The sequence below is a fragment of the Priestia sp. USM5 genome (genome assembly GCF_058323215.1).
The window spans coordinates 1947866-1970730 of record NZ_JBSGKN010000001.1; the positions used below are offsets into that span (position 1 = coordinate 1947866).

General features: G+C 38.2%; 19 protein-coding genes and 1 other annotated feature. Of the genes, 16 read left to right on the forward strand and 3 right to left on the reverse strand.

Going from position 1 to position 22865, the window contains the following annotated elements:
• Window positions 1–11 precede the first annotated feature (11 nt).
• From ACWATA_RS10655 to ACWATA_RS10685, 7 genes are all read left to right on the forward strand, one after another.
• Window positions 12–920, forward strand: a complete 909-nt coding sequence (locus tag ACWATA_RS10655) for a phosphotransferase (protein ID WP_182421817.1) — start codon at window positions 12–14, stop codon at window positions 918–920.
• 79 nt (window positions 921–999) lie between these two features.
• Window positions 1000–2712 carry a TcaA NTF2-like domain-containing protein gene (locus ACWATA_RS10660; protein WP_473049822.1) on the forward strand — a complete coding sequence of 571 codons (1713 nt, stop codon included), beginning with the start codon at window positions 1000–1002 and terminating at the stop codon, window positions 2710–2712.
• Window positions 2713–3331: 619 nt separating this feature from the next.
• Entirely contained in the window at window positions 3332–5473 is a 2142-nt protein-coding gene (locus tag ACWATA_RS10665) for a T7SS effector LXG polymorphic toxin (RefSeq protein ID WP_473049823.1), read from the forward strand.
• 3 nt (window positions 5474–5476) lie between these two features.
• The gene (locus ACWATA_RS10670) at window positions 5477–5911 is read left to right on the forward strand and encodes an SMI1/KNR4 family protein (protein WP_098331823.1); all 435 of its coding nucleotides are present in this window, start codon (window positions 5477–5479) and stop codon (window positions 5909–5911) included.
• A 681-nt stretch (window positions 5912–6592) separates the two neighbouring features.
• The gene (locus tag ACWATA_RS10675) at window positions 6593–6844 is read left to right on the forward strand and encodes a hypothetical protein (protein WP_025751586.1); all 252 of its coding nucleotides are present in this window, start codon (window positions 6593–6595) and stop codon (window positions 6842–6844) included.
• A gap of 162 nt (window positions 6845–7006) precedes the next feature.
• The gene (gene mauJ, locus ACWATA_RS10680; protein WP_025751587.1) at window positions 7007–7768 is read left to right on the forward strand and encodes a methylamine utilization protein MauJ; all 762 of its coding nucleotides are present in this window, start codon (window positions 7007–7009) and stop codon (window positions 7766–7768) included.
• A gap of 148 nt (window positions 7769–7916) precedes the next feature.
• The gene (locus tag ACWATA_RS10685) at window positions 7917–9188 is read left to right on the forward strand and encodes a hypothetical protein (RefSeq protein WP_098331822.1); all 1272 of its coding nucleotides are present in this window, start codon (window positions 7917–7919) and stop codon (window positions 9186–9188) included.
• 263 nt (window positions 9189–9451) lie between these two features.
• Here ACWATA_RS10685 and cotR read toward each other — a convergent pair whose 3' ends face one another.
• Window positions 9452–10408 carry a sporulation hydrolase CotR gene (cotR, locus tag ACWATA_RS10690; protein ID WP_473049824.1) on the reverse strand — a complete coding sequence of 319 codons (957 nt, stop codon included), beginning with the start codon at window positions 10406–10408 and terminating at the stop codon, window positions 9452–9454.
• Between the two features lie 509 nt (window positions 10409–10917).
• Between cotR and ACWATA_RS10695 the strand changes: the two genes are divergently transcribed.
• The 5 genes from ACWATA_RS10695 to ileS all read left to right on the forward strand — a co-directional run bounded on the left by ACWATA_RS10695 (window position 10918) and on the right by ileS (window position 18722).
• A complete protein-coding gene (locus ACWATA_RS10695; protein ID WP_473049825.1) occupies window positions 10918–12087 on the forward strand; it encodes a calcium-binding protein in 1170 nt (389 codons plus the stop codon).
• An 88-nt stretch (window positions 12088–12175) separates the two neighbouring features.
• On the forward strand, window positions 12176–12328 hold the full coding sequence (locus ACWATA_RS10700; protein ID WP_454189566.1) for a sunset domain-containing protein: 153 nt from the start codon (window positions 12176–12178) through the stop codon (window positions 12326–12328).
• Window positions 12329–12665: 337 nt separating this feature from the next.
• Entirely contained in the window at window positions 12666–13547 is an 882-nt protein-coding gene (locus ACWATA_RS10705; protein WP_028408214.1) for a phosphorothioated DNA-binding restriction endonuclease, read from the forward strand.
• Between the two features lie 214 nt (window positions 13548–13761).
• Window positions 13762–15111, forward strand: a complete 1350-nt coding sequence (locus ACWATA_RS10710; RefSeq protein ID WP_473049826.1) for an FAD-binding oxidoreductase — start codon at window positions 13762–13764, stop codon at window positions 15109–15111.
• A gap of 218 nt (window positions 15112–15329) precedes the next feature.
• Window positions 15330–15571, forward strand: a binding site (T-box leader).
• 52 nt (window positions 15572–15623) lie between these two features.
• Window positions 15624–18722 (forward strand): isoleucine--tRNA ligase, encoded by a 3099-nt coding sequence (gene ileS / locus ACWATA_RS10715; protein WP_473049827.1) that lies wholly within the window; start codon window positions 15624–15626, stop codon window positions 18720–18722.
• A gap of 42 nt (window positions 18723–18764) precedes the next feature.
• On the opposite strand, the gene ACWATA_RS10720 is transcribed toward ileS, so the two are convergent.
• Window positions 18765–19268, reverse strand: coding sequence for an immunoglobulin-like domain-containing protein (locus ACWATA_RS10720; protein WP_473049828.1), 504 nt, complete (start codon window positions 19266–19268; stop codon window positions 18765–18767).
• Window positions 19269–19448: 180 nt separating this feature from the next.
• On the opposite strand from ACWATA_RS10720, the gene ACWATA_RS10725 reads away from it, so the two are divergent.
• The 3 genes from ACWATA_RS10725 (at window position 19449) to ACWATA_RS10735 (ending at window position 21045) form a co-directional block, all read left to right on the forward strand.
• Window positions 19449–20084 (forward strand): Type 1 glutamine amidotransferase-like domain-containing protein, encoded by a 636-nt coding sequence (locus ACWATA_RS10725; protein ID WP_321201884.1) that lies wholly within the window; start codon window positions 19449–19451, stop codon window positions 20082–20084.
• 84 nt (window positions 20085–20168) lie between these two features.
• Window positions 20169–20753, forward strand: a complete 585-nt coding sequence (locus tag ACWATA_RS10730; protein WP_165635294.1) for a hypothetical protein — start codon at window positions 20169–20171, stop codon at window positions 20751–20753.
• Window positions 20754–20808: 55 nt separating this feature from the next.
• The gene (locus ACWATA_RS10735) at window positions 20809–21045 is read left to right on the forward strand and encodes a hypothetical protein (protein WP_226313298.1); all 237 of its coding nucleotides are present in this window, start codon (window positions 20809–20811) and stop codon (window positions 21043–21045) included.
• Between the two features lie 57 nt (window positions 21046–21102).
• Here ACWATA_RS10735 and ACWATA_RS10740 read toward each other — a convergent pair whose 3' ends face one another.
• Window positions 21103–21768: a cupin domain-containing protein gene (locus tag ACWATA_RS10740; RefSeq protein WP_165635293.1), complete on the reverse strand. Its 666-nt coding sequence runs from the start codon at window positions 21766–21768 to the stop codon at window positions 21103–21105.
• Window positions 21769–21999: 231 nt separating this feature from the next.
• Between ACWATA_RS10740 and ACWATA_RS10745 the strand changes: the two genes are divergently transcribed.
• Window positions 22000–22830, forward strand: a complete 831-nt coding sequence (locus tag ACWATA_RS10745) for a glycosyl transferase family 2 (RefSeq protein ID WP_098999541.1) — start codon at window positions 22000–22002, stop codon at window positions 22828–22830.
• Window positions 22831–22865: the final 35 nt, after the last annotated feature.

A 22865-nucleotide genomic window follows, 5' to 3' on the forward strand; every position in this document is an offset into this window, starting at 1 on the left:
AGGTGATCACAGTGCCAAATGCATGGGATGCAGAACAAATCGTATCAGCACCGCTTGCCAAAACGCTAATCGAGACGCAGTTTCCAGAACTTGCGCCCGCTGTAATTTCGCTGCTTGGCTACGGCTTTGACAATACGGTTTATCAAGTAAACGACCGCTTTGTTTTCAGGTTTCCAAGAAGAGAACTCGCAGTAGGACTATTAAAAACAGAAAATCAGCTTTTACCAAGCCTTGCTTCTCAGCTGCCGCTATCCATTGCAGAGCCCATTTTTTTCGGTAAGCCGAATGCAGGCTATCCTTGGCCGTTTACGGGCTATCACTACGTTCAAGGAACTCCACCTGCAAGATTAACAGAAGAAGAGCGCATACAATCTGCTTCTGTACTAGCAAGGTTTCTTCGTACGCTACATCACTATCCTCATTTAAAAGCGCAAGAGCTCGGCGTGCCGTCTGATGAGCTAAATCGGCTTGATATGATGAAGCGAAAGCCTGCGCTAGAGAAGTATATCAAGCAAATGAAGGAGCGTAATCTTTATTCAAAACAAGAGATTCTTGAAGACTATGTAAATGACATACAAGAAATTAAGTATCAAGAAAAACATGTACTAGTTCACGGAGATCTTCATATTAAAAACATGATTGTTGATCAAACCAATATGGTTTCGGGCATCATTGACTGGGGAGATGTTCATATAGGTCACCCAGCAGTCGACCTAGCGATTGCCTATAGCTTTTTGCCTTCTAAAGGAAGAGCGCGTTTTTTTAAAGAATACGGAAAAGTAGACGAGGAAACGCACAGACTGGCAAAATGGAAAGCCGTATTTACAACCGTAGTGCTTGTGGCACACAGCTACGATCAAGGAGATAAACAAACGTTAGAAGCGGCTATAGAAAGCTTAAACCTGATTTTTCAAGAGTAATAAAACTGTAATAGAATTTCTGTTCAATTCCTGTATAGTTAAGAAAGGATAAAAATAAAAACAACAGGTGAAGCAAACGATGAATACAAGCCACTGGAATGAATCAGCAGCACATTTACTAGAAAGGTGGATACAGCTATATAAAGAAAAAACATTTCTTATTGAAGAAACGGAATCTTTAAACATGCTAAAAGAAGAAGTAGACGGTATGGATAAAGAAAAATTTCTCTCTATAGTAGAACGTCATCTGCAGAAAGTGTATGACGAACTAGAAAAAGAACGGACAGAGTACAACATGAACAACAGTGAATATACAATGGTGACGTTTCTTTCGAGCGACTATCCGGAGTACATAAAAAAGCGTCAAAGCAATATGAGACAGATTGAACAGTTAACAAACATACATAGGAATGTGACAGAGTTTTTCGGAAAAGAACTTTTTTCTGAAGCGGATATGGTAGCGTTTAGAAACGACTTTTTTCAACTAACAGAAAGACATGCTAACACGTCATTGCTAAAAGAAATCAAGGAAAGCTGGAATGCTTATTTGCCCGCGTTCGTTGACTTTCAAAAAAAGCATGAACATGTAAAACAAGCGATAGCCACAGTACTCGAAGAAGACAAGAGCTTAAAGCAAGAATGGCATCAGCTAAGCAAAACCAAATTAGTGACCAAACCAAAAGCGACCGCCTTTCGCACAAAGCAGCATAAGCTAAATGAAAGCATTCGAAAAGCCACGACTGCACAAAAACAATTACTCGAACTTCACTGGCCTGATGTTCGCAGTCAGTTTGATGCGCTACAAGAAAAAATGAGTAAGAGTCTTTCTACTGTGCTGGGAGAAACGCAACGCAGTATGGAAGTCATTAGCCAAAACGATGCAAATGAACACGCCAAGTTAAAGAGATCACTTAACGACCTACATGCAGTCCACAAAGTCGACGTTCATCAAACGTGGTTAGCGGCTTTTATTAAAAAATCACGACCATTTTTTAACGAACTGAGTGAAGATATAAAGGATACTCGGTGTCGAGAACTGTGGAATCGAATTTACGATATGTATAAAGGAATAGCAGTAAATGAATTTATGGTTACATATGAAGAATTTTTAGCACTTCAGCCGCTTGAGAGTGTAAAAAGCATGGAAATACCAAAGCCATTAGCTCGGTTAAAGGTAGATATAGAACCTGTTACGCTGCCAGCCTACGCAGACTTTCCCGTGCTCAAAAAGCAGCAAGCATCACGGCGCACTTTTCCTATTTTAATAGGATCCGCTATCGTCCTTGTCTTATTAATGACGATTGTATATATGAATTATGACAATCAAACGGCAGAAACAAGCTCAGATATAAAAGAAACGCCCAGCACGAAGCCGTTAAAAAATGAAGAGGTCAAACCAGATTCTGTAAGCAAAACGGATCTTGAAAACTTTTTTATCTCCTATAAAGCTGCTTACTTTTCAAGTTTAAACAGTGGAGACTTTAGTGGGATGGCACCCTATATCGACTCGAATCAGCCAGTGTATAAACAGCTGAAAAGCTACATCACATCACTCGCCGGCAAAAACGTATCGTTTGCTAACGATCAATTTTTAGTGACAAAAACAGAGTCACATGATGACGGAACCTACAGCATTTATACAAACGAAGTGTACACGTTCACTGATTCATATGACGCGAGCACGCAGTTCAAAAAAGAACGAATTTACCATGTGAAAACTGCTGGTAAAGACAAACTTCAAATTACTAAAATTGATACATTAACAGATGAGCAGAAGTCGGTGGAAGAGTGAACGGTTTCTGAGAGGTTATGAATAACCGCTAGTTCCTTTGGAGCTAGCGGTTGTTGTGGTTGGGAGAGAGAAGAGGTTTGGTTGAATTGCTTGAGCGTAGGATGACCTCTACGCTGCCAGCGTGGAAAATGAAATTTCCTGTAGTTTTCTACTATGTTCAGAAATACCTCTATATCAGGGATTCAAGGGGGTTTTAAAAATTTAAATGAACTATAGTTTCCCTTGATTTTCTATAGTGTATGACCAAAATATGACCAGAGTGTAACCAACATTTTTTGGGTGAATGTAGCTTTTCTTTTGTAGAATGATAGGACTTTGAGATGTGATAGTGTGCCGTAAGTTACCTTTCCACTTAGGTGGAATTACAAGAAAGCAATTAGGAATAATGTAGTCTGATCATGAAGCATAGTGTTTTTATACGTGATATAAACTAGAAATAAATATTTGTGCCTATGACTATTCCCTTTTATTTTGAATTTATATCCTTTTTAATGAATCAACTAGCTTGTAAAAGGGATTATTATCCTATTTAGATAGTGTATTAGCAGTTTTATAATGGATAATAGAGGAAAAACTCAAACCAAAGATATATTAATCATAAAATAAAAGAGGGTATGTAATGGGAAAAGTATATGAAGCCAGTACGCTTTTAGCTTATGCAAAAGACAGGGTGCAGGCGTACAAAGCATTTGATGAACAGCTAGATGCATTAAAAAAAGCCCTTCATGCCGTGGCTACACTGGATCATGAATTTCAAGGGAAAGGTGCCGACAGCATAAAAGGCTTTTATACATCACAAGTAGATATGGTCAAGCATTGGAGAAGCCTTGTATCTTCACATCAATCCTATTTTAATAGTATTGCAGATTATGCAGAACAAGCTAAATTAAAAGGTGATACGGTTGTAGACGTATCGTTTTTAGAGCAAGAGCTGGCTGTTGCTAATGATCGCTCTAAGCAAATGGTCGAACAGCAGCACACTGAACTTGAAGCGATTTTAAGTAGTATTGAAGATATTATACATATTACACCATTTTCCACAGAGCCCTTTGAAGATGAGTTAAGCGCTGCTGAGAAAAAAAGAACAGAAACTATTACCGCAGTAGAAGAACTAGATAATCAACTTTCAAGTGAATATGACATGTTAAATTCTTTTTATGAATCCGTTCAATTTAGCGTAAATGGTTTGGAACAGCTATCTTCTCAAGGTGGCAGCGTTTATCAGCTCACTTTTGATGCCAAAGCTTACAAAAATAGCGAAGTATACAAAATACAGCAGCAAATTGATAAAGTCGCTTCAGGTTATGTAGAAAGAAAAGCTGAACAAAAACAAGAAATTAAAGAAAGAAAAGCAGCCATTGAAGCTGAGAGACAAAGACAAATCCAAGCCAATAAGCCGTGGTATGAAAAAGGCCTGGATATTGCAGGAGAACTTACTGGATACTATGATTTTAAACGAGCCGCAGAAGGATTCGATCCGGTTACGCATAAGAAACTGTCTGCTACCCAGCGAGTCACGGCTGGAGCAATGGCAGCAGCTGGGTTCATCCCGTTCGTAGGCTGGGCAGGACGAGCGGTAAAAGGCGGAAGCGTTGTCTACAAAACGGCAAAAGGCATGAGTGCTGCGCATCATGCAATGGCTCTTTACCAAACACCTAAAGCGTTTAAAGTGCTTGAACAAACAGAAAAAGGATTGTATGGACTTGTCTTAACAAATGGCATGTATGAGTATACAATGGGGAAGGACTTACTAGGAAATAAGCTTACTAAAGAAGAGCAGCAGGCTAGTTTGTTTCAATCCTTTGGGATTGCGGCAGGCGGTTTACTTGCTTCAAAAGCATCCACTCAGCTTGTCGAAAAAGGTGCACAGGCAGTCACGAAAAAGTTCAATGATATGCGCAACGTAGTTCGTACAAGTAAAGTGACCCAATATGGAAAAGACATTCAGCAGGCGATGCGAAAAATGCCAGCAGCTGGTATTGATAAAGCCAAAAAGATGTATGATGCGGTATTAGATGCGAAAGTACCGAGGTTTTTACCGCAGGAAGCACCAGTGGGTGTGAGTGTAGACTTTGCGCAGCAAACTGTACGGGATGTGTTGAAGAGTACGGCTAAAGATACAATGCATTTTATGGGGAAAGACTACTTTGACGGAAAACGTTGGCGTGATGCTAGGGGAAGGTTTATAAAGAAGAAGGATCCAACCCATGTTAGTAAGATGGAAAATAGCCAGCTTGAACCTTTAAAAGAAGATTTAAAAATTGATAAAACAACACATTCGATTTCGGTAGTAGAAAATAATGCTAACAGATATAGCGGTACTGGAGTCAAAATTAATTCTGACTTAATAAAGAAATATATTAAAGATGTTGAAATGAGAACATCGAGAAAACTGTCAAAAAATCAAATAGAGAAGCTTAAAGAGGCGTTAAGAAATAAGGAATATCAAAAACTTTCTCCTATAGAAACGCGGAAGCATCGACGGGCCTTTAATAAAATTAAAGATAAACTTATTGAGGAATGGGAGATAAAAACGGGGCAAAAATGGCCCACTTACAGTGAAGATATTATTTCAGAAAATACAGGTGAACCAGCTAGAAGAAAAGGCGATAAATATGATGCACATCATATAATTGAAAATAGCTTTCGTGGAGAACATGAATGGTGGAATATACACCCTGCAAAATTTCCAAATGAACATCAGTCTGGTATTCATGGTACGGGATCACCGGCTAATGAATTATTTAAAGGAGATAATTAAATTATGAGATACGATTTTGTTAGGAATCAAAATGATAATCAATTTTATCCTGTAAGTAAAAATGATATTGAAGAGGTAGAAGGAACATTAGGATTAAAGTTCCCTTTTGAATTAAAGAAGTTTCTTTTAGAGGTTGGTTATGGCTTCCTTCAAAGATCGGAATATAATATCAATCGTATTATGGGGCCTTTCTCTATTAGAGATGCTAGATTAAAAGTTAATGATTTTGAATTTTATCCTGATATAGAAGTTTACGAAGATCTGGAGGAGGATAAATTAATATTTTTTGAAGCTAATGAAAGTGCGTTGCTACTAATAGAAATAAGTGAAGAACAAAATAATGCTATTTATTATGATGATATAAAAATCGCAGATTCCTTAGAAGAATTTTTTGAAAAAATCATGGAAGATGATAAGTATTATATTGATTTAGAATAATACAATACTTAAATAATAGATAAAATAAAGAGCTTAACAAAAAGACCATTGGCTAAGCCTTAGCCAATGGTCTTTTTAGATAGATATTGTTAAGAATGTTTACCCTGGAAATTTATATAATTAAAATTTTTAAGAAGTAAATGTTATCCGCTCTTATTTATTAGCATTTTTTATCATATTTCTTAATCTAAAAGACTTGTCCTTTTAGTTTTTTTGTGTTGTAAGACAGAATATAGGATGATGTATAAAGTGTGTGAGGATAAAAAGCATGAGGGAAAGCTATATTAATAGACCTTATTGGCTCGACTGTATCCTTAAATGTTAATTAAAATTTAAACATAAGAAGCTAAAGGCTCTTTACAGTACATGTAGAGAGCTTTTCTTTGAGAAAAATAGGAGTGGCAAAGTGGAAAGAGAGAATAATATGGAATGGTGACAAAGAAGTTGCCTGTAAGTTTATATTCAAGGGAATCTGATAAGTTGCTGCTAGTTTGGGAAATTTTATTATAAATTTCAGCTAACAATTTTTCATCCCATTTCTTTTACTGCTAGTTTATAATAAATATAAAGGAAAATATATCCTTAAATAAGATGCACCTTAAGGATCATTGTCCTAAATTAAGGGATGTTTCAATTATAAGATGTAACTTTCATATAAAGCTTATAATTAGGGGGAGCATAATGGATTTTATTGAATTTCTAAAAAATAGACATTTAATAATTCAAAATGTTAGAGAAATAAAAGATAATTCTGCCGGCCAGTACAATAGTCGGCTTACTAATATGATTAAGAAAAAGATTTACAATGGAGAAAGTAGGTTAAATGACAAAATAATAGAGAAAATTAACTTAACATATGCAAATAAAGCTAACGAATATGAACGAACATTGAAGTATTATATTGAATATAAAAAGCATCTGACGCAGAAATAAAATTAATTTAATTAATGGGGGAAATTGAAGAAATATTTAGGATATAACCAATATTAAATTCTTCATAGTATTTGTAGATATTGATTCGTAGGATCATTACATAACTATAATTTTGTTTTTTTTCTTTTAGAAATTCTAGATTATAGCAAGGTGGTTGTATTTATGGCAATTTGGGAAGTTGAGTTGTTTGTTTACGGATCACTCAAAGTTAAAAATAATATTCAATTCCAAACACAAAAAGGTATACAAAAAATGGATCCTTTTTTCAGCGATATAAGAATACGAAATTTTAATGAAGGTTTAATAATAAATATAACAGCCAATGCACCTACAAGTAAACTTGCTAATAATGCTGCATTAGTATTTGTAGGACAAATGTTAGATTGTTTAATAATAGCGATTGGTGAAGGCTTGCCTATATTTTTAAGCTTTGATGGAAAGTCAATAACAAGAACGGCAAGAGAAAGGCATATTAAAAGAATTGTAACAGAAGAAGAGCTAAAGTGGGCTTTTAAAGAATCTCGGACCCTATCAACAAATGAGCCAGTTTTTTTGAAAGCATACAGTTGGTATAGAAAAGGTTTATATACAGAAGATCCTTTCGACAAATTCTTGGCTTTTTATAATACGATAGAACTTATTTCTTCAAAGTATCATCCGAAAAATGAAGCTTCAACAAAAGGGAGTAAAAGTCAAATGTGGGAGTGTTTCAAAGAGATTTGGGGTGAGTATACGGAGTGGCCGGTTTACATTCAAGGTAATAAAAGTTGGATAGATTATAATTATGAAACTAGAAAGGACATTGCACACGGTTTAGCAATTGTTAATGTCGAAGAAATTGATAGAGTAACTTCAATGATTGATACTATCCAAAACGTTGCATTCATCTTTTTAAGGGATTGGAAAAGAATAAAACTAAATTAATAGAATGAAATTGTATGAGCTTACTTTAGATTCCAACTCTTAAGTTGTGTGTAGGGAATTTTACCATCCAAGTATCTAGAGAAATGCTAATAAATTATATAGGTTTTTAATAGTTTATATTAGACCTATTATGAGAGGACTGTGGAAATTGAAAGGATGTTTGCATTTAAATTATAAAGATGAGAGATCTAAAGAGCAATATTATGCTTACACAGAGTTAATCGAAAACAAATCACAGGAAGAACGCAATCGCTTATTTAAAACTTGGCACCCACTTTTAAAACGAAAAGAAATTTCGCTTACCTGCACTTGTAATTTTATTAAGAAAATAGATATGACTATTTCATACTCTGAAGATACAGGTAACTATCATCTACGTACCTTCTCTAATCAAAAGGAGTGGCATGTGGAGGGGTGTAACTACTTTGGTGGAAGTTACACTTCAGGCAATGGTTATTCATCCAACTGGAGAGAAGATGAACATAAAAATATACACATAAATTTAAATCCCAGTCATTACAAGAACAAGAAAATTAGACAAAATGTTAGCTCCTCCAACTCTTGTGATTCCGGTTCAAGTGGTGGAACTCCAGGGGTTACACAAAACAAACTGTCAATCTATGAATTAATTAGAAAGATACTAACTAAATCTTGGGATGATTATATTTTCTTTAATGTTTTTAAGGGAACAGATCCTTATCCTGACTTAAAAATTATCTATAAACAAGTTATTGAAAAAACTACTAAAAAGCTTTTTATTTCTAATAGTTTGACTTTAAATGACATTATGTATAAAAAAGGAAAGCCTGGTTCTATCTATTTTGTGGAGCGAGCGAATCAGTTCAAGTATCACGTATTTTATCTACTGGAATATATAAGGCATGAACAAAAGGTTAATGGGATTTCAATGGTTTATGCACGTAATCCACTGGATAATACAGAGATTGAATTTACAGTAGAGAGTGAAGCAATTAACAAAGCATTCGATTCAATTAGGGTGAACCAAGGTCCATATATAATTGGGGGCTTCATAAAAAGTATTGGAAGTGGAAAACCTCCTCAAATTATTAGTACAGCTATAGTTCCTATTAATTCTAAAGGAGTGGTTATTGAAAGTTCTTATGAGAGATATCTGTATGATCAAATTTGCCGGGAAAGAAGACTGGTACAAAGAATATATGATACTAAATATCATCCAAAATGGAATGGAATTAAACCAGATGGTTTATTTATAGATACGCAACCGCCTACTGTCATAGAGGTGTTTGGCATGAGTGAAAGCCAAGTCGGTTACCATGAAGATAGAAGAATAAAGATAGAGCATTTCTCAAACTTAAAAGCTGCTTATGACTTTTGGTATTGGGATGCTTTTAAAACTAATATTATCCCAGAATTTCCTGTCCACCAAAATAGAAAATAAAAAAGATAGAGAAACAGCATTTTAAATAACAATATTGCTAAGGGATTTACAAAAATGGCTAAAAAATAAAGGTCGTTTCTGTGAATTTCTAGCAGTTGATGCTGAGAATAAAACTTGATAAACAGGGTTTCTTCCGCTTATTTATCATTAGAAGAGAGGAGGGCAAAACCCTTGGCCTTAACGCTGCCAACGCGGCAGCGTTTTTATAAAAAGTCCAAAGGCTTACAATAAAAACAAACAGATTATTGGGTAGGGTAATTACATCAATTCCAGTTTTTCTCGATAAAATGAAACGCAGGCCGTAAATTCGTTTTATTAGCAATCAAAATAAGAGCGGGAACAACCGAAGGGTCCGTTTTAGAGAAATTAGGAATCCGCGGATTCAACCGGAAAAACTGATCGCCTAAAAGCTCAGAGCTGACCATTGACTCGTAGTAGCTTGATCCACCAGAGATAATCTGAAGAAACGGCAGCAATGGCTCATTTGGAGACCGGTCTAAAAGTACTCCCCAATTTGGCGGAAGGTCTTCCATATCTTCGGGACGTATGTTATCGGCACTCACCATTCCCCATCCCTTTGTATCTCTCCTTAATTGAGTTGGTTGCTCCCCTGTTCCGATGGATAATACGGCAATTTGATCTAACGTCTGCTTTGCTTTTCCCACTGCAAACGCGATACTAGCTGTACTGGTGTTAGTTGCTACTGTATAACCATCTACGTAGTTTTGATAAGCTCTTTGCGTCGCGGGAGCACCGCTGCTCCTAAGTATTACGTCACTCGCTTTTTCATTAAGATAAGGAGAACCTGGGAAGTTATGAAATAACACAGGATTCCAACGATTCAGCTCTGGTGAAAATAAGTGAAAGGATGGCACAACAATTCGTTTCTTTAAGTCTCTAAGACGAAGGTCTCGGGGGAAAAACGTTCGTATGGCTTTAATAAAACCAGAATAGGGTAATTGTTGATTAAAAACAGGTCCGCCCGGTCGGGAAACGCTGAACGCTGGTAAGATTTGATCTTTGAAAAACTGAAACGTCTCTTCTGGTGATCTTCCGCTTGCAAGTGCAAGAGCAGTGAATGAACCAATCGAATTTCCTGAAAAAACATTGGTTTCACTAATTAACTTTGGATTTTGATGAGCCAATCTATTCAGAAGCTGTAAACTTAAAGCACCTAAAGTACCGCCTCCATCAAAGGTCATGATACGATATTTTGTCAAAGGTGATTTCTCCTTTCAAATCCCATCAGATGTATCATTCTGTATATGTTTATTTGATGTGTTGCAGAGGTATGAGTATCTCTTTTACCGCTCCTTTAGAAGCCAGGTTATGTAGATGAACATTCTTAGAAATAAATAAAGACTCTAACGAACCAAACCATCGGCTAAATCTTAGCCGATGGTTTTATTTGAGTAGATGTTGTTAATAAGGAACATTTCCTTGCTTAATTACAAAAATAAGAACAAGAAAGAGTATGAAAATGGAGATGAAGCTGAAAATATTATACTCATAACATTTCGTTCCTTCTTTTAATCTTTTCATTCCCTTTATAAGTGCAGGTCAAATCTAAAATAGCCCTTTTAAAGAAATTAAAGGAAATATAATACCCGTTTATACAACATTTTATTGTAAGATAGATTAGTTGCATATGAATCGAATATTAGTAGGTCCACACTAACTTATCTATTTTTAGTGTAAGGAATCAAGAAAGAGTGAGGGAAAGGTCAAAATGTCTAAGACAAGGTATAAGAACCAAAAAGAATCCAATGAAGCAATTGCAAAAGCTTATATAGAGAACAATTATACAAATAGTCAAAATAAGCTGTTGCTAGTATCAAAAGCTAATTACGGGAAAAGAAGTTCAAATGTATGTTACTCGGCAGTAGACGATAAAGGTATGAATTTTTATGAATTTAACAACAACGCTGAACAGAATTTAATGTTAATTGAGCGGTATGAATGGGCTGATTTCTCTAGCGTTACAATTGACCATAGCATTGCAAAATCAGTATTTACATTTGTAGGTCATGGTGAAAATAGAGATATTACAATAGAGGTAAAAGGAAAGGAAGTAGAGCAAGTTATTCGTAACCACTCTTCTATGGAAGTTAACGTAGTAAAAAGACCTGTCTGGACTAAGGTATTAGGATATCGTTCACAGACAACTTGGAAAATGTTTATGGCTTCTACTGTTTACACCTTAATTCTTTTATTCATATTACATCCCTTATTACCAGCAGCTACTCATAATTTTATTATGGGACTAGCTTTACTAATTCTGTTTTTAAGCATCACAGGCTTATTTGTTGGATTAATAAAGCCAAAGTGGGTATTGCCTAAATTTAAAATCAAAACAAGAAAACGTGTATTATTTTCTTATCTATATTTAATTATTAGTTGTTTTTTTATTGCTGTAGCTTTTACAGATGGAGAATCAACTTCTACCCCTGCTTCAACTCAAGTAAGTTCTTCGCAAAACAGCGTCACTGTTTCATCTAAAAAAGATGGTGCTGATAGCAGCAAGCAAAAAGTTGAAAAGAATGATAGTGATAAAACAGCAAAAGAAGAGAAAAGACAAAAAGCTGAGGAGCAAGCAGTAAAAGAAGAAGCAAAACAAAAAGCTGAGGAGCAAGCGGCAAAAGAAGAAGCAAAACGAAAAGCTGAAGAACAAGCAGCAAAAGAAGAAGCAAAACAAAAAGCTGAAGAACAAGCAGCAAAAGAAAAGGCAGAACAAAAAGCTGAGGAGCAAGCGACAAAAGAAGAGGCAGAACGAAAAGCTCAAGAGCAAGCGGCGAAAGAAGAAGCGGAACGAAAAGCTGAGGAGCAAGCTGCAAAACAAGAAGCAGAGCGAAAAGCTCAACAACAAGCAGCTAGTCAACAGTCTACACCTAGCAGCTAGTCAACAGTCTACACCTAGCAGTTCTACTAGCAACAGTGGAAATTATAAGCCATTTGAAAATGATCCGAGTGATGATCAACAGTCTAATATGTCTTGTTCGGGACAAATCAAAGGTAACAAAAACTCGAAAATTTACCACGTACCTGGCGGAGCTTATTATGACAGAACTCAAGATAACATTGTTTGGTTCTGTTCAGAAGCGGATGCACAGGCAGCTGGATATAGAGAATCCCAACGATAAAAAAATATATGCAACCTTTAAAAGCTCTCCTATATGTTTCTTGGAGAGCTTTTTTCTTTATGAGAGGATTAATATAACGTATGTATCAAAGACACAGAACGAGTAAGTTTTAAAAGCAGAGAAGATATGAAAAAAGAATTCTTTGAATAAAACAACTTGGATAAGAAAGCTTAAAGTAGCGTTTTGTAAACGCGTCTGCAAATAAAGTTCCCTTGCTCATCTGATGCTGTCATATAATAGAATTAGCTATTATACTTACATTTATTAATACTTTTTCAAAAACGGTCTTAGCTCTAAAGTTTTAAATAGTTTTATAGATGGGAGTTAAAGCAAGCTTATGAACAGAGAAGAAGTACTACAAAAAATAAAGAACTTAAACATCTGGAAAAAAAGGGATCAAAGAGCTCCGCACAAACCATTGTTGATACTGTATGCCCTAGGTCAGCTGCAGTCTAAACAGCAAATTCACTTGCCGTATAGCGAGGTGAAAATCCCTTTAAAAGAGCTGCTTATGGAATTTGGACCTTCTCGGAGTTCCTATCATCCGGAGCATCCTTTTGTTCGTTTGACAGGAGATGGAATATGGGAGCTAAGTGAAGAAGTTGATAAGCGTAGCTTTACAGATAAATATTTGCTGAGTACAAATATAGTAGGCGGTTTTAGACAGGATGTTTACAACCTTTTTGCAAATGATCCTACGCTGCTTCAAGATGCAGCGCAATTTTTATTAAATGAGCATTTTCCGGATACGATCCATGAAGATATATTAAGAGCCGTAGGCTTGGATTTTGAAACACAGTTAAAGAGAAGAAGAGATCCAAAGTTTAGAGAGAAAATTCTTCAAGCTTACGGATATAGCTGCGCTGTTTGTGGTTTTAACGTTCGTCTTGGTCATAATTTAGTTGGTGTAGAGGCCGCTCATATTAAGTGGCATCAAGCGGGAGGGCCAGATATTGAAAGTAACGGAATCGCGTTATGTTCGATGCATCATAAATTATTTGATCGAGGAGTTTTTACTTTTTCAGATCATAATGAGCTGTTAGTGGCAACTCAAGCGCACGGAACAAATGGCTTTGAAGAGTGGCTTATGAAGTATCATGGACAAAAGCTTAGAGATCCGATTCATCCGGCATACCAGCCGAGTGACGCTTTTCTTGGGTGGCATGTTAGAGAAGTGTTTAGAGGACCCGCTAGATATCAAGTAAATGATATAAATTGATTTTTGCACATGATAGATTGCTATGTTTATACTTAGGAAGTAAATTACACATAGTGGCGTCATTTAAAATACGTTAAAAATAAATTAGCACACTTATCCTGAACCTCTCCAGTAAGTTTTCTATTCTCTTTTTCCTCCCTTTAAACTGTGTGTCTTTTTTGAAGAAAATTCATAGGATATAGCATCTTATCTGTATTAAGAAAGGGGTTATATCGTGGAGGAAACAAAGCTTACTGGACGAATCGTTACACCTGATGATGCGGAATATGAACAGGCTAGAACAAATAATAATTTAGGTGTGCCTAAATTTCCGAGAATAATTGTATTTTGTCAGAATACAAACGATGTAGTAAATGCATTGAAGTGGGTAAAGGAAAATCATGTCCCATTTCGAATAAGAAGCGGTAGGCATAGCTATGAAAATTTTTCATTAGTAAACGGTGGATTAGTGATTGATGTCAGTGAAATGGATAGAATCAAGTTCGACAGTAAAAGCATGACAGCGAAAATAGAGGCAGGAGCTAATCTAGGGAAAGTATATAATGAATTATGGAAAAAAGGAACGACTATCCCTGCAGGTACGGAAAGCAGTGTTGGTCTTGTAGGCCTTGTGCTTGGCGGAGGAATTGGGATGTTATCAAGGCTGTTTGGGCTTACCTGTGATAATTTGCTTGAAGTTGAAATGGCCATAGTAAATGAACAGAGAGAAGTTGAACTCATTAAGGCAAATAAAAATTACAACAGTGATCTCTTTTGGGCTTGTTGTGGAGGCGGGGGCGGAAACTTTGGTATTGTTACGTCTCTTACCTTTAAGGTGCAGCCTATTTCAAAGGTGTCAATCTTTTCAATTACATGGGAATGGGAAGATTTCGAAGCTGCTTTTGATGCATGGCAGCACTGGGCCACAAATACCGATAAGCGCTTAACTTCGGAGATTGAGTTAAAATCCAAGGAAGCAAATCAGATTATCGCTCAAGGTGAATTCGTTGGTTCATCATTCAAGTTGAAGGAACTTCTGCAGCCTTTAATAGATGTTGGGTGTCCTAAAAAAGTAGTAATAAAGGAAGTTTCATATATAGAAGCTGTACAATTTTTTGACGATCCGAGCGGAAACCAACCCGCCCCTCGAAAAAGGTCAGGTTCTTTTCTTAATAAACCTTTTCCAAAAGACGCTATTTTAACAATGAAGCATTTTTTAGAAAATGCTCCGAATGAAAAATCTAGTATTTGGCACCAGTCTCTCGGGGGAGCAGTGGAGGAAGTTGGCTCTAATGAAACGGCCTTCTATTATAGAGATGCTATTATCGCACAGGAGTACCTTGCTACATGGAGCCATCCTTCAGAAGAGCGAGTAAACATTCGATGGATTGAAGACTTAAGGAATGCTTTATCGAGATATACAACTGGAGATTATGTGAACTGGCCGGACCGGCTCATCAGAGATTGGCCAACGGCGTATTATGGAGAGAATTTTAAAAAGCTTCGAGAAGTGAAACGAGCATATGATCCGTGCAATCTATTTCATTTCCCTCAGAGCATTCCGCCGTTTATTAACTGGTTTTAAAAAGCGTCTTTCAAGTCGGAGAGCCAAATAATACCCACCTTAAATGAGGTGGTTTTTTGTGTATATTTCCTTTTCCTGAGAGCGTGAAAAAGGCAGCAAACAGTGGTAAGCAGTTATTTTATCAATAGATGGCTACGTTATACGGAGAAACATACATAAATATCATAAACATTGACATTCCCTTCCAAACCGCATACAATAGCTACTAATAAAAGCACACAAATTCGTTGAAGAGAATCAGTACGCTGCAAGTTTGTTCCACAGAGAGCTGGTGATAGCTGAAAGCCGGTGTTCAAGCCGCAGGGGAATATCCTCTCTGAGAAGTCAAACTGAACTATAAGTAAGTTTGAACGGTAGTCTACCGTTAAAAAGAACGCGTATGATTGTACGTTGCTGAGTGCTATTGATGAACGGATCAATAGAAGCCAGGGTGGTACCGCGGTTAAAACCCGTCCCTAGTCATAGGGACGGGTTTCTTTGTGTGCTTTTAACTTTAAAAGGAGTGGTATCACATGAAAGAAGTGAATGTAAGGGAGTCTTCGCAAGAGCGCGAACAGCGTATCCAGCAGCAGTGGCAAAAAGGAGATGTGTTTCACCAGTCGGTTCAAAACAGGGAAGGGCATCCGTCGTTTGTATTTTATGAAGGGCCTCCAACAGCAAACGGTTTGCCTCACGTGGGGCATGCGCTAGGCCGGACGATTAAAGACGTGGTGGCTCGTTATAAAACGATGACAGGGCATCAAGTGATTCGAAAAGCAGGCTGGGATACGCACGGACTGCCGGTAGAGCTCGGTGTCGAAAAGCAGCTCGGGATATCGGGGAAGCATGACATTGAAAAATACGGCGTAGAAGCTTTTATCAACAAGTGTAAGGAAAGTGTGTTTGTGTATGAAAAACAATGGCGCACGTTCACGGAGCAGCTTGGCTATTGGGTTGATATGGAAGACCCTTACATCACCTTAGAGAATTCATACATTGAAAGCGTATGGAACGTGCTTGGCACGATTCATGACAAAGGACTTCTTTATAAAGGCCACCGCGTATCACCTTACTGCCCGAGCTGTCAAACGTCGCTGAGTTCGCATGAAGTAGCGCAAGGGTATAAAGATGTAAAAGATTTAACGGTAACGGTGAAATTTAAAGTGAAAAACCGCGATAATGAGTATTTTTTAGGGTGGACGACAACGCCTTGGACGCTTCCGTCAAACGTGGCGCTTGCGGTGCATGAAGAGATGAACTACGTTCGCGCTGAGCAAGGCGACAGCGTGTATATAGTGGCAGAAGCACTTGCAGACAAAGTGTTAAAAGGAGAGTATACGGTTTTATCTCATCATAAAGGAAATGAGTTAAAAGGGATGTCATATGAGCCACCGTTTGATTTTGTGAACGTTGAAAAAGGTCATGAAGTCGTAACGGCTGATTATGTAACGGACCAAAGCGGAACGGGTGTTGTTCATTTAGCACCTGCATATGGTGAAGATGATTACAGAGTCGTAAAAGAAAACGGCTTTTCGTTTGTGAACGTAGTGGATGAAAAAGGACAGTACACGTCTGAAGTGCCGCCTTTTCAAGGACGTTTCGTGAAAGACTGCGACGTTGATATCGTTCGTCATTTAGCAAATGAAGGCGTGCTGTATCATAAAGAAAAGCATGAGCACAGCTATCCGTTTTGCTGGCGATGCGACTCGCCGCTTCTTTATTACGCAAATGAAAGCTGGTTTATCCAAACGACGGCGTTGAAGGAACAGTTTTTGAAAAACAATGAAAGCGTGACGTGGTACCCGGATCATATCAAGCACGGCCGCTTTGGCAACTTTTTAGAAAATATGGTGGACTGGAACATCAGCAGAAAGCGCTACTGGGGAACGCCGCTGAACGTATGGGAATGCGGGGAATGTGCGCATCAAGTAGCTCCGAAAAGTATCAAAGAGCTTCAAAATCATGCGTCTCATTCCGTTGATGACAGTATTGAACTTCATAAGCCTTATGTAGATGACGTGCAGCTGACGTGTCCGGTCTGCAGCGGAGAAATGAAGCGAACGCCAGAAGTGATTGACGTTTGGTTTGACAGCGGCTCGATGCCGTTTGCGCAGTATCACTATCCGTTTGAAAACAGCGAGCTGTTTCAAAAGCAGTTTCCAGCAGACATTATCGCAGAAGGAATTGATCAAACGCGCGGCTGGTTTTACAGCTTGATGGCAGTTTCAACGCTGTTTACTGGAAAAGCGCCTTATAAGCGCGTTTTGTCTCTTGGCCACGTGTTAGATGAAAACGGTCAAAAGATGTCTAAAAGTAAAGGAAATGCGCTAGACCCTGTTGATCTTATTCATACATTTGGTGCGGATGCGCTTAGATGGGCGCTTTTAGCAGACAGTGCGCCTTGGAATCCGAAGAAATTTTCAGAGCGCGTCGTGCAAGAAGCGAAGTCAAAAGTGATTGATACACTCGTGAACGTGTACGGCTTTTACGTGTTGTACGCTAAGCTTGACGGCTATGACCCGAAGCAAACGTATGAATTGAAAAAAACAAAATTGGATAAGTGGATTCTTTCACGTTTGCATAGTACGGTTAAGCGAGCAACAGCACATCTTGAAGATTACGGATTTACAAATGCCGCTCGTGAAATCGCAGCATTCATTGAAGAGCTAAGCAACTGGTATGTACGACGTTCTCGCGATCGTTTTTGGTCAGAAGGGATGGACGGCGAAAAAGCAGCGGCTTACGATACGCTTCATGAAGTGTTAGTCACGCTTAGTCAGCTGTTAGCACCGTTTACGCCGTTTGTTGCGGATGATATTCATGAAAATCTGACAGGGAAAAGCGTTCATTTAGCAGACTATCCTGTGTGTGATCAAACCAAAGTGAATGAAAAGCTGGAAAAAGAAATGGCAGCGGTACTGCAAGTAGTTGAGCTAGGCCGAAGCATCCGAAATACGCATTCGTTAAAAGTAAAGCAGCCTCTGCAAAGTCTTTCACTTGTGGTAACGGAAGAAGATGGAGAGTGGGAAGCATACCATGATGTCATCAAAGATGAGCTTAATGTAAAGAACTTTAACGTGGAGCAAGACGACGACAAGCTTGTATCATACGTATTAAAACTTGATTTTAAACAGGCTGGGCCAAAGTTCGGGAAACAAGTGAATGAGGTCAACCAAGCGCTGAAAAACCTTTCAGAAGAGAAAGGGAAAGAGTTTGTTGAACAAGGCAAGCTGAGTGTTACGCTTGCTTCAGGAGAAAACCTAACGCTTGAAACGGCGGACGTACTCGTTGAAAAAGTGCCAAAAGAAGGTTTTGCAGTTGCATCCAACGGCACGTACACTGCGGTGTTGGATACGGCTTTAACCGAAGAACTCGTGCAGGAAGGAGTCGCTCGTGAAGTAATTCGAGCGGTTCAAGATTATCGCAAAAAGCTGGATTTACCCGTGAACTTACGTATTGATTTGGAACTTAGCGGAGACGAAGAAGTGAAGGAAGCCGTTGCGAAGTTTGAAACGCTGCTTCAAGAAAATCTTCTGCTGCACAGTCTCAGTGTGAAAGAAGCCATCAAAAACGGAGAGACGGTAAAAGTCGGAACAAAGCAAGTTACGCTTCGCGTTTTAAATCAGAGCTGATAAAAAGCACTTACCTCATAGCAGGTAAGTGCTTTTTTACCTTTAATCAAACTGTCCGAGAACATTTTTAAGACTCGGCCAAACGATTTCAAAAGGAGCCGCTAGTACATACTCTTTTCCGTTTTCATCTTTAAAGTGTTGAACAAAACGATATTTTCCTACTTTGTAGTTAGGAGTTGCGATATCTAATTTGAGTGATTTCCCTGGCTTCAGCGTGACAGTTTTATCAGGAAACTCCAATCCGTTTAGCACAACTTCGTACCACTTTCCGTCTTTTAAGTGATCCGCCGTATTTTCATAAGGAATCGTTAAGGTATGCGTCGAATTGTTTTGAATAACAAAAAAGCCAAACTGCGTTTTATCGTATTTTTTACTGATAGCAGATAGCGTAATAGTTCCCCCGCCAGTGTTAATGGAAGAAGGAATGTTTTTTTCTTGTTTGGCTCCAAGTTCCATTTTTTGACCGTTATAATCGATATAGCCAAAGATACAAAACAAGATAATAAAAATGCCTAGTATTAGTAAAAGTGTCCGTACTATTTTCAAGAGCTTTGCACCACCTTTTTATCACTCTTCCATTATACGGAAAACTTCTTGTTTGAAATAGTATGAATTTACATTTTCTATATCACTTTTTTGAAAGGAATGATTGAAATGAGACAAATTATAGCCATGGGCGGCGGAGGTTTTTCGATGGAGCCGGATAACTTGCTTCTGGATTAATACATACTTTCACAAGCTCATATAGATGTGCCGAAAATCTGTTTTATCCCTACAGCCAGCGGAGATGCCGATAATTATATAGAAAGGTTTTATGAAGCGTTTGAGAAGTTGGTATGTACACCGTCTCATTTATCGCTGTTTTCACCAAACTTTATGAATTTAAAAGCATATGTGCTGCAGCACGATATTTTGTATGTAGGCGGCGGTAATACAAGGAATATGCTTTCTTTATGGAAAGAATGGGAACTGGATACGATTTTAAAAGAGGCTTATGAAAAAGGAGTGATCTTAGTGGGAATAAGCGCAGGTTCGATTTGCTGGTTTGAAGAAGGCGTCACCGATTCAATGAACAATAAACTGGCTAAAATCGACTGTTTAGGATTTTTAACGGGCAGCAACTGTCCTCACTACGACGGAGAAAGCAATCGAAGACCTTCGTATCATGAGTTAATGGCAAGCGGGGAAATGAAAGAAGGCTACGCTGTAGATGACGGAGTCGCGCTGCATTTTAAAGATGAGAAGCTATCCACGTCAGTTAGCTCAAGGGCAACAGCAAAAGCGTACGCTGTTGATCGAAAAGCGAGTAAAATCATTGAACGTGAACTCCTGATGACGTATTTAGGTGATCACAAGCAATAAATGGCCGCTTTCCATGTTTCTCTGTATAAAATGGAGCTTATTCGTACATACATAAGCAGAGACTCTATATGGGAGGTTACTTCAGTGAGTTATGAACGATACTGGGGACACATACATGAACAAAGCGATAAGCTGCAGGAGTTATTATCGTCGTATTGGCATCAGTATTCAGATTTTGGAAACTGGCAGTTTTGGGTGGTGCTTGCTTCGCTCGTTCTTCCTCTTGTGTTGTTGTATTTTACCGTAGATCGGACGAGGATCTTTGAGGTGTTTTTCTTCGGTTACACAGTGCACATGCTCTGGGCATATATTGATATTGCACTTGGGAGAAGCGGTCATTTAACGCACACGTTTTTTTTAACGCCGCTGCTTCCGAACGCAACGAATATTACCGCTTCTATTTTGCCGGTAGGCTTTCTGCTGCTTTATCAATATTGTACGAATCACCAAAAGAATTTTTATCTGTATACGATTCTGCTGAGCGCTGTTTTTTCATTTGGACTGGCGCCCCTTGAACACCATTTTAAATTTATTGATTCAGGAAAAGGAATGAGCTTGTTCTATATTTTTCTGATTGATATAGGGATAACGTTAGTAGCGTATTGGTTTACAAGGCTGCTTGTAAAAGCAAAAGCCGCAGCCTATCGTAAAGCGGAAAAAGAACGCTGAAAAAATGTTTTAAAATGAGTAGTTAAGGGTATACATACATTTAAGATAAATTGAGGTGAAGAAATTGTATTACTACCGCATTTCAGAAGGGCAAGGCGAAACGTACTCTGAAACAATTGTTATTCATGAAGAACAATTTGATCAAGGTACATTTGAAAAAATGGTGAAAGAAGCGATGGTCGATAAGCCTGGCAAAATCGATCAAGTGGATATTGTGAAATATTTAATTGGACATTATCATTTCCAAGTTGCATATATTGAAGCCGCTTTTCACAGTACATATACAGATTAATAACGTTATGTATTCGTCAAAAAACCCCGTTGCACTGGCAGCGGGGTTTTTTTGTCTCTACCAGTATCGATAGTGATAAGGATTTTGAGGTTGATAATAAGAATTCTGAGGCGGAGGATACGTATAAGTAGGCTTCTGGTGGTGAACAGGGCCTCCTTGTTTTTTCTTTTTATAGTGTTCTTTTTCTCCGCATTCGTCCGTTGGTCCAATTACGATGGTTTGATTTTTTAGCGGAGCCAGCGTTTCCTTTAGCTGCTCCGGATCTAAGCAGTACGTGTGAGCAAGCACTTCAATAGGCGTCTTATTTAAAATATCAGACCCAAAAATGTATTCCGGATATGGAGCGTCAAAAATAGCGAGTAAATGCGTACTGTCTTCAGACGCAATTTCCCAGTGCCACCAGCCTTGAGGGATATTGGCTACTTGACCGGGAGTAATCGGAATATTTGTGACTTCGTTGTTAAACGGATTGATTAATGAAACGACGGCTGAGCCTGAAATGCAGTAGACAAGCTCAGCGGCATTTTGGTGATAGTGCGGTTCGACTACGCGGCTTTTGCTTAAGTAAATATCAAGTAATGATACATTTCCTAATGTGTTGAGCACATCCCGGCCCAATCGGTTAATGTAATTTTGATCGTTTCGCGTATTAAGTCTGTTTTTGTTCACATCAGAAAAGTATTGTACGTTTGGATTATTGTAATCCATATAGGGCGTTGACAAGGGTCTCCAGCTCCTATCCTTGAATTTTTTATGATGCTGTATCGTATGTAGAGAGTTTTATTTCGTGACAGAAGCCTAGGAGGATATGTAGGTAGGGCCTATTTTTGATAACGTGTACAAACATTTGTCCACTGATTTTCATACACTGTAACAGGTTCTTTTTTTACAGAGCCATGATCAATGTCAGACGCATAAGACGGATCATTTTAAGGAAAGTGAGTTGCAGAGCTGTTGCTTGATCAATATGAAAAGATAAATAGTACGTATGAAAAGCTGGATGAACTTCAGCTGCCGTTTGATAAGCCCATTTTAGTAGGAGTCGAGTGGAACGGAGTGCTGTTTGAGTTTTTGGTGAGATTAAAAAAAGAGTCTTCTCATTTGCTTGTGTTTGGTTCAGGAGGAGGAGCAAGTCAAGAAATGCCGGCAGGTCCTCCATATTTTCAGCGCCATTCGTGGATGAATGAATTCCAAGATTCAATTATTTATTATAACGATCCTACGCTTTATTTAGGAAAGGTATCGCTTGCGTGGGGGCAAGGGACAAGCGACCGTTTTTATTTAAAAGACATTGCGGTTTTAATTGAAAAGTTCATGAAAAAAGTACAGGTGAGTCCGTCTAATGTGCTATTTTACGGATCTTCGGGCGGCGGCTTTATGTCAATGTTTTTAGCGGGGTACGTAAAAGGAGCAAAAGCGCTTGTCAATAATCCGCAGACTTGCTTGACCAAGTGGCTGAAAACGCCGGTTCGGCAAGTGTTTAATTTATCTTATCCGAACTTGACAGAAGATGAAGTGATCGCCTCATACGGTGAGCGAATTAACGTAGTGAAGTTTTTTCGCCATATTAACTATGTGCCAAAGGTGTATTACTTGCAAAATGGGGCGTTTGAATACGATATGAACAATCACTTGTTGCCGTTTCTAACGGATTTGCAGGATATGCCAGACGACTGTGAAATTAATAATATAAAAGTGGAGCTCTATTATAACCCGAAGCTGAAGCACGCAGCTGTTAGTAAGCAAGAAACGATTGATTATGTGAATATGGCGAAGAAGATATAAGAAAAAAGGCAAGAGTTTATCCTTTAAGGAGCTCT